Annotated in this window: 5 protein-coding genes; 2 read left to right on the top strand and 3 right to left on the bottom strand. The window is 34.2% G+C overall.

All coding sequences use genetic code 11. The features are described from left to right. Nucleotides 1-276 precede the first annotated feature (276 nt). Both xthA and rlmA read left to right on the top strand, forming a co-directional pair. Nucleotides 277-1,083 (top strand): exodeoxyribonuclease III, encoded by an 807-nt coding sequence (xthA, locus tag CJF42_RS24540; protein WP_095369151.1) that lies wholly within the window; start codon nucleotides 277-279, stop codon nucleotides 1,081-1,083. Between the two features lies 1 nt (nucleotide 1,084). Continuing rightward, nucleotides 1,085-1,885: a 23S rRNA (guanine(745)-N(1))-methyltransferase gene (gene rlmA / locus CJF42_RS24545; RefSeq protein WP_095369155.1), complete on the top strand. Its 801-nt coding sequence runs from the start codon at nucleotides 1,085-1,087 to the stop codon at nucleotides 1,883-1,885. A gap of 199 nt (nucleotides 1,886-2,084) precedes the next feature. On the opposite strand, the gene nhaD is transcribed toward rlmA, so the two are convergent. From nhaD to CJF42_RS24560, 3 genes are all read right to left on the bottom strand, one after another. Next, nucleotides 2,085-3,476, bottom strand: coding sequence for a sodium:proton antiporter NhaD (gene nhaD, locus CJF42_RS24550; RefSeq protein ID WP_095369152.1), 1,392 nt, complete (start codon nucleotides 3,474-3,476; stop codon nucleotides 2,085-2,087). Nucleotides 3,477-3,672: 196 nt separating this feature from the next. Next, entirely contained in the window at nucleotides 3,673-4,557 is an 885-nt protein-coding gene (locus tag CJF42_RS24555) for an NAD(P)-dependent oxidoreductase (RefSeq protein WP_095369153.1), read from the bottom strand. A 93-nt stretch (nucleotides 4,558-4,650) separates the two neighbouring features. Next, complete coding sequence (locus tag CJF42_RS24560; RefSeq protein WP_095369154.1) at nucleotides 4,651-5,973, bottom strand: sodium-dependent transporter; 1,323 nt, start codon at nucleotides 5,971-5,973, stop codon at nucleotides 4,651-4,653. Nucleotides 5,974-6,187 lie beyond the last annotated feature (214 nt).

The following is a 6,187-nucleotide window of genomic DNA, read 5'->3' on the forward strand; positions in this document are numbered from 1 at the left end:
TACAAAATTGCGCAAGTGTTTTTATCAATATTTTCTTTGCTAACAATTTATACTCTGTTGAATACAAGTTACATACAGGTTACTCACAAAACTTATTAATAACGCATTTTCTAAACAAATAAATAAATGTATTATTTTATCTAAATACTCATAAATTATATTTTCTGCTCTATATATAGTGCTAATATTCACCTTCTAAATAAGTATACATATTCAATAATTAGTTCAAAGCTTATTTAAAGTATCTAAATAACGAATTCACGGAATTAATATAAAATGAAAATCATCAGTTTTAATATAAATGGCTTACGTGCACGTCTTCATCAATTACAAGCAATCATTGATAAACATCAGCCTGATATTATTGGTTTACAAGAAATTAAAGTTCATAATGACGCATTTCCTGTTGAAGCATTAGAATCTATGGGCTATCACGTTTATTTTCACGGGCAAAAAGCACATTATGGTGTTGCTATGTTATGTAAAAAAGAAGCTGATATTGTTAAAATGGGTTTCCCGACCGATGACATCGATGCACAAAAACGTATGATTATGGTAACAACCACAAATCATGCAGGTGAAAAAATTACAGTACTAAATGGTTACTTTCCTCAAGGTGACAATATTAGTCATGAAACAAAATATCCATATAAGCGTCAATTCTATAAAGATTTAATGACATATTTAAACAAACACCATAATAATGACGAAAATATTGTTGTTATGGGTGATATTAATATCTCTCCAACAGATTTAGATATCGGTATTGGAGAAGTAAACGCTAAAAGATGGTTGAAAACAGGTAAATGTTCATTTCAACCTGAGGAAAGACAATGGTTGGCAACGCTTATGGATTGGGGTTTTAAAGATACATTCAGGGAGCAAAACCAAGATGTTGCAGATAAATATTCTTGGTTTGATTATCGTTCTAAAGGGTTTGTTGATAATCGTGGTTTACGAATTGATGTTGTATTAGCCACAAATTCTCTTGCAAAATCATGTATTGATACTGGTATAGATTACGAATTGCGTGGTATTGAGAAACCTTCCGATCATGCTCCAATTTGGGCTGAGTTTAAATAATATGTCTTTAAATTATGTATGCCCTATTTGTGCTGCTAAGCTTTCATTTACTGATAAAACATTAAAATGTCGCAGTAATCATAGTTTTGATTTTGCTAAAGAAGGCTATGTTAACTTATTACCCGTGCAAAATAAAAAAAGTAAAGACCCTGGTGATAATATTGAAATGGTTCAGGCCCGTCGTAATTTTTTAACTCAAGGGCATTATAGTTTTTTACAGGACGCAGTTGCCGACAAGGTAAAAAGACTATCTCAAGGAAAAACAATTATTGATTTTGGCTGTGGTGAAGGTTTCTACACTCAAGCATTACAAAAATCGGCTGTTAATTGTAAAGTTTATGGTATTGATATTTCAAAGCATGCAGTTAAATATGCAGCTAAACGGTATCCTGAGTGTCACTTTAGTGTTGCTTCTATCGCACAAGCACCATTTAATGATCTGCAAGCTGATGTGATAGTTAGTATTTTTGCACCATTATTTGAGACTGAGCTTGCACGATTATGTAATGATAAACTGATTGTTGCAAGCCCTGGTCCAATGCATTTATTTGAACTTAAACAAAAAATATATCAAGAAGTAAACCTTCATACTCCTGTTACATGCCCTACAGGTTTTGAAAGTTATAGCGAAGAAGTATTAACAAAGACAGTAATACTTGATATTCCAACAACAAAAAATTTAGTGATGATGACGCCTTTTGCATGGAAGTTTAGACCTGAGCATTGGCATGCTTTAGAACAAAAAGAAAATATAGAAATCACTTTAGAATTCTATTTATCAATATTCAAAAAAACAACTTAGTTTTTGTTAAACATTGAAAAATCGATAACGAACTAGTGCCACGAATTCATCTGTATTAGCATTAGGATCATCAGCCCTTCTTGGTGATATAGGATTTTTCAGTCTGTAGGAGTCTGCTAGCTTCATTGGTCAAAAAAAGGCTTTCCTTAATATAAAACAGAGAAAGCCTTTATTATTTGACTATTTTAAAGTGACCAAATTATGTATTAATTAATAAATGAACATAGATACTCGCAGCGTAACCTAGTGCGATAACAGGAGTCCATTTTAGGTGACTAAAGAAAGTATAATAACCTCTAGCTTGCCCCATTAAAGCCACACCAGCTGCAGAGCCTATTGATAACATGCTACCACCAACACCTGCTGTTAAAGTTACTAGTAACCACTGTGAATGCGGCATCTCTGGCTGCATAGATAACACTGCAAACATGACTGGGATATTATCGACAATGGCAGATAGTATACCAACAAGAATATTCGCATTAGTTGCACCAAGTTGCCCATACATAAATTCAGATGCGAGACCTAAATAACCAATAAAACCTAAACCACCTACAGCTAATATCACCCCGTAGAAGAAAAATAAAGTATCCCACTCTGCTTTTGCTATTTTATCAAAAATATCAAAATCATCTTCAATTTTATGACCTGTAGGAATATCATTATGATCAATTTCTATTTTTGCAGACTTACGTAGGTAGTACCCAAAGAGTTTAAGATATGCAAGACCTAACATCATGCCAAATACCGGAGGCAAGTGTAGGAAGTTGTGAAATGATACAGCTGTTATTATTGTAAGGATAAATAAACCGACAATTGTTAAACCACCTTTTTTAATTGGTGTCGTATATTTAGATACTGCTTCAGGTCTACCTGTTGGTAATGCAAATTGCATGATAAATGCAGGAATAATAAAGTTAACAACAGATGGAATAAATAAAACAAAGAACTCCTGAAATTGAATGATTCCTTTTTGCCAGACCATCAGTGTTGTAATATCGCCAAATGGGCTAAAAGCACCACCTGCATTTGCACTGACTACAATATTAATACAACCAATAGCGATAAACTTAGGTTGTTCTTTACCTACAGCTAATACAACTGCACACATAATCAATGCAGTCGTTAAATTATCTGCAATAGGAGATATGAAGAATGCTAGAATACCAGTTAGCCAAAATAAAGAACGATAACTAAAGCGTTTGGCTACTAGCCAGTCACGTAATGCGTTAAATACATCACGTTCTAGCATTGCATTTATATAGGTCATAGCAACAAGAAGAAAAAAGAAAAGCTCAGCATATTCTAAGAAATTATGACGAATTGCAACCTCTGCCGAGTGTGGCATACCTTGAGAACTATAAAATGCAGCTATCAAAATCCATATCAGACCAGCAGCTAATAAGACTGGTTTAGATTTACGTAAATGAAGTTTTTCTTCAAGAATTACTAAACTATATGAGAGTACAAATATTGCAAGGGCTGTATAACCAATCCAATGTGTTGTTAAGTCAATGGTGTCTCCACCACCTGAAGCTAAAGCTGTACCTGAATAAACAAGTGCAAACAGAATGAATAAAAGTTGTTTCATATAATTTAGTGTTCCCAAATTTTTGTAATTATTTTAAAGTGCAATTAGTGCCAATAAAATAGTCCCCAACAGTAGATAGAATCTTGGCGGGGAAAATAGCACTTTTTACCTTATTTTTATTGATTTAAAAAAACAAACTATATACATCATAATTTTTATAAGAATTACTTTATAATTTAAATATAATGTATGTTAACTATTTGTCTTTTCTCACATTTTCAAGCCTCGACAGTAAGCTTGAGGTGTCATGACGACTGCCCCCTAATGACTGCACTTCTGAATAAAATTGATCAACTAAAGAAGTTACCGGTAAGCTAGATTGATTGTTTCTCGCTTCATCTAAAGCGATCCCTAAATCTTTACGCATCCAATCAACAGCAAAACCAAAGTCGTATTCACCATCCCACATTGTTTTATAGCGATTTTCCATTTGCCAAGATCCTGCTGCCCCTTTAGAAATGGTTTCGATGACTTTTTCACCATCTAATCCAGCACTACGTGCAAAATGTAACCCTTCGGCTAAACCTTGAACGAGACCTGCAATACAAATTTGATTTACCATTTTTGTTAGTTGACCTGCTCCTGCCGGCCCTAATAATTGGCTAAACTGAGAATAGCAATCCATTACAGGTTGTGCTTTATCAAATATAGTTTGATCTCCACCTGCCATTACAGTTAATACACCATTTTCTGCACCTGCTTGGCCACCTGAAACTGGCGCATCTAAAAATGCAATATCTTTACTTTGAGCAACTTGGGCAACTTCTCTTGCCACCTCGGCAGATGTAGTTGTATGATCAACAAGAATACTACCTTGAGACATGCTTGCTAAAACACCAGTCGTCTCTAATGTCACTTCTCTTAAATCATCATCGTTACCAACACAAACGAATACAAGATCAGCTGAATTTGCAGCTTCAGAAGGTGTAGATGCCATAACACCACCAAATTGCTTAACCCACTTTTGCGCTTTTTCTTCTGTTCTGTTAAATACAGTGACATCATAACCCGCGTTTTTTAAATGGCCAGCCATGGGGTAACCCATAACACCTAAACCTATAAAAGCGACTTTTATTGACATTTTTTTACCTTTTAATTTAAGTGCATATACAAAAAAACCATTCGTCTTCTTAAGTAGACAAATGGTTTTATAAATTCCACTAGTTAATATTTATTATTTAAAAGCGACATTAGCAAAAACTGCAGTCATTAATATTGGACAAATGTAACGAATATACTGCGCGAACCAATAATGTACGCCACGAGTTACCGCTAATAATTTATTCCCTCTCTTCCATAACCAACCAACGGTAATAAAATAAAATAATCCCATTAATGGTAATTGATATTGTGTAAACAATTGGATCACTAGGCCAAATAACCAATCAAAATTGAGAATAATTAAGCTTGATGCTAGAAATATAACAAGCGTTACCAACCATGTTGCTTTTTTTCTAGAAACATTTTTATTTTCAACTAAAAATGCAACTGGTATTTCTGTAGAAGAAATTGTTGATGTGATTGAAGCTATTGACATTAAAACAAAAAAAATAAATCCTATATACAAGCCTACGTGGCCCATAGAGCTAAATAGCTCAGGTAATACTGCAAAAATAAGCTGTCCTTCTCCAATCAGTTTACCGCTTTGAAATACCTCTACACCATGATTTTGAGCAACATATAATGCTGGGATAATTAATAAACCAGCTAAGAATGCAACACTGGTATCTAACAAAGCAACAGATAAGGTCAGTTTAGGTAAATTAGCATCGGGTTTTAAGTACGAGCCATAAATCATCATGCAGCCTACCCCTAAAGATAACGAGAAAAATGCTTGCCCCATAGCAGCGATAATCAGTTGAGGATCACTAATTTGACTGAAATCTGGTTTCAAATAAGCATTAAATCCTGCACTAGCACCTTCAAGTGTTGCTATATAACCTATTAATAAAACGAGTAAAACCAATAATAAAGGCATGAGTCTTCTGGACCAGACCTCAATACCCGATTTAACACCTTTAAGAATAATACTTGCACTTAATATCAGCATAATAGATGTAAAAATAAAGTTACGAAGGTTTGAATCTGCTTTTAAGAATTCACTCACATGCGTAAAATTAAACAGTGTTGCAATCGGTTCCAAACTATAAGCAAGCATCCAACCAGCTACAATAGAGTAAAAACTTAACATGACTATTGCACCAGACAAACCAATATAACCAGCTGCTGCCCCCATTGTTTGAGAGCGTTCTTCACATGCTTTTTTAAGCGCTTCAACAGGATTTACTTGAGCGCTATGGCCCAAATACAATTCGGTATAAAGTGCTGGTAAAGCAAGTAAAAAGATAACTAAAAAATAAACCAATAAAAATGCGCCACCACCATGGTTAGCAGCTTGTGTTGGAAACCCCCAAATATTGCCAAGTCCAACAGCCGCTCCCGCAGCTGCCAATACAAAACCTAACCGACTTTGAAAGCCTTCACGTATTTCTGCCATTTTATTGTTATCTCTTATAATTATTATGTATTATGCGTGTCGACGAATTAGAATAGTACAGGCTTATCTCATCAGATAGCAAGTGACTTAAGGTAGGATTTAAGATAATACAGCCCTTTTTTAATAATACCCAAAAATAAAAAATAACTTGTATGATTTAAGCTTACTTCCTGAAATAAATCTGTCTACTTTCAGCAGTTTTAGGTGAAATTAA

The sequence above is a fragment of the Pseudoalteromonas sp. NBT06-2 genome (genome assembly GCF_002276045.1).
Lineage (GTDB): Bacteria > Pseudomonadota > Gammaproteobacteria > Enterobacterales > Alteromonadaceae > Pseudoalteromonas.

Excerpts from the sequence above, each read along its gene's own strand:
- CJF42_RS24560 (WP_095369154.1), bottom strand. The coding sequence starts at position 5,973 with ATGGCAGAAATACGTGAAGGCTTTCAAAGTCGGTTAGGTTTTGTATTG.
- xthA (WP_095369151.1), top strand. The coding sequence starts at position 277 with ATGAAAATCATCAGTTTTAATATAAATGGCTTACGTGCACGTCTTCAT.
- nhaD (WP_095369152.1), bottom strand. The coding sequence starts at position 3,476 with ATGAAACAACTTTTATTCATTCTGTTTGCACTTGTTTATTCAGGTACA.
- CJF42_RS24555 (WP_095369153.1), bottom strand. The coding sequence starts at position 4,557 with ATGTCAATAAAAGTCGCTTTTATAGGTTTAGGTGTTATGGGTTACCCC.
- rlmA (WP_095369155.1), top strand. The coding sequence starts at position 1,085 with ATGTCTTTAAATTATGTATGCCCTATTTGTGCTGCTAAGCTTTCATTT.